The 1,003-nt window shown below is 76.9% G+C and carries 1 protein-coding gene; it reads right to left on the bottom strand.

Annotated elements, in window-relative coordinates; genetic code table 11:
• Positions 1 to 82: 82 nt before the first annotated feature.
• Positions 83 to 853 (bottom strand): hypothetical protein, encoded by a 771-nt coding sequence (locus ACFWTE_RS28340; protein WP_378782980.1) that lies wholly within the window; start codon positions 851 to 853, stop codon positions 83 to 85.
• Positions 854 to 1,003 lie beyond the last annotated feature (150 nt).

Raw genomic sequence — 1,003 nt, 5'->3', positions numbered from 1 at the left:
GGACCCGGGGCCCCCCCTGAATTGGGGGGGGGCCGGCCGGGTCCGGTGCCCCCCGGCCCCGGTGGGTGGGTGTGGTGGGTGCTCAGGTGTCGCGGCGGGACCGGTCCCAGCGCTCGGAGTGCGGGCGGTCGTTTTCCAGCAGCCCCAGCTCGGTCTCGTGCGCGGCCCGGAACAGGCCCGGGAGCTCGTCGGAGACGGTCGCGACCTGGTGGACCGCGGCGCTGATCTGGTGCATGTACGCGATCACTGCCGGGTGCAGCGGCTGCTCGTCCTGGGCCGAGGACGCCATCTGGTGCAGCCCTTGGCCCACGGTGCGCAGGATCTCGGGCAGGGCGTCCAGCCCTCCCATGTAGGTGAGCATGTGCACGTCGGCGCCGCCGAACGCCGCCAGGGCCGCCCTCATCTCGGCGGCCGCCGCCTCCGCGCGGATGATCTGCCCGGGCTTCTTCATTACGTGTCCTTCCAGGTCAGTACGTGCGGGGCTGTCTCCAGCCCCGATCGCCAGGCGGTCCCTGGCGCTGGTCTCGCCCGGGGTGCGGGCGCAGGTTCCGATGACGCGCCCGGTCAGGGCGCGCCGGGGGGTGCTGGTGCGGGCCGAGGGGCCCAGCATCGCCACGGCCAGGGCCGAAGCGGTCGCTGAGGCCGTCCACATGGGCCCGTAGCGTTCGTCGCCGCGCACCCGCCCCCACAGGCGCCCCCACCACCCCGCCAGGCCCTGCCACAGGGCCCGGGTCTTGGCCCGGCGGATGCGCCGGCGCATGTAGTCGCGGGTGCGCACCGAGGCGCGTTTGAAGCGCACCCGGGAGCCCCGCACCCGGGGGTGGTCCCACCCGCGCCGAACGGCCTTGGCCATGCGGTGCAGGGGCCGGCGCCCGGACCTGATCGGGATCGCGGGGTCGGAGATGGCGGTGACCCGGCCGCGCGGGCGGGACGGGGCGCGGAACGCGCGCCCCCCCGCCCCCCCCCCCCCGGCCGGGGGGGCCGGCCCCCAACCGGACCGCCC

The sequence above is a fragment of the Nocardiopsis sp. NPDC058631 genome, assembly GCF_042716955.1.
Lineage (GTDB): Bacteria > Actinomycetota > Actinomycetes > Streptosporangiales > Streptosporangiaceae > Nocardiopsis.
This window is presented reverse-complemented; position numbering and strand designations above follow the sequence as displayed.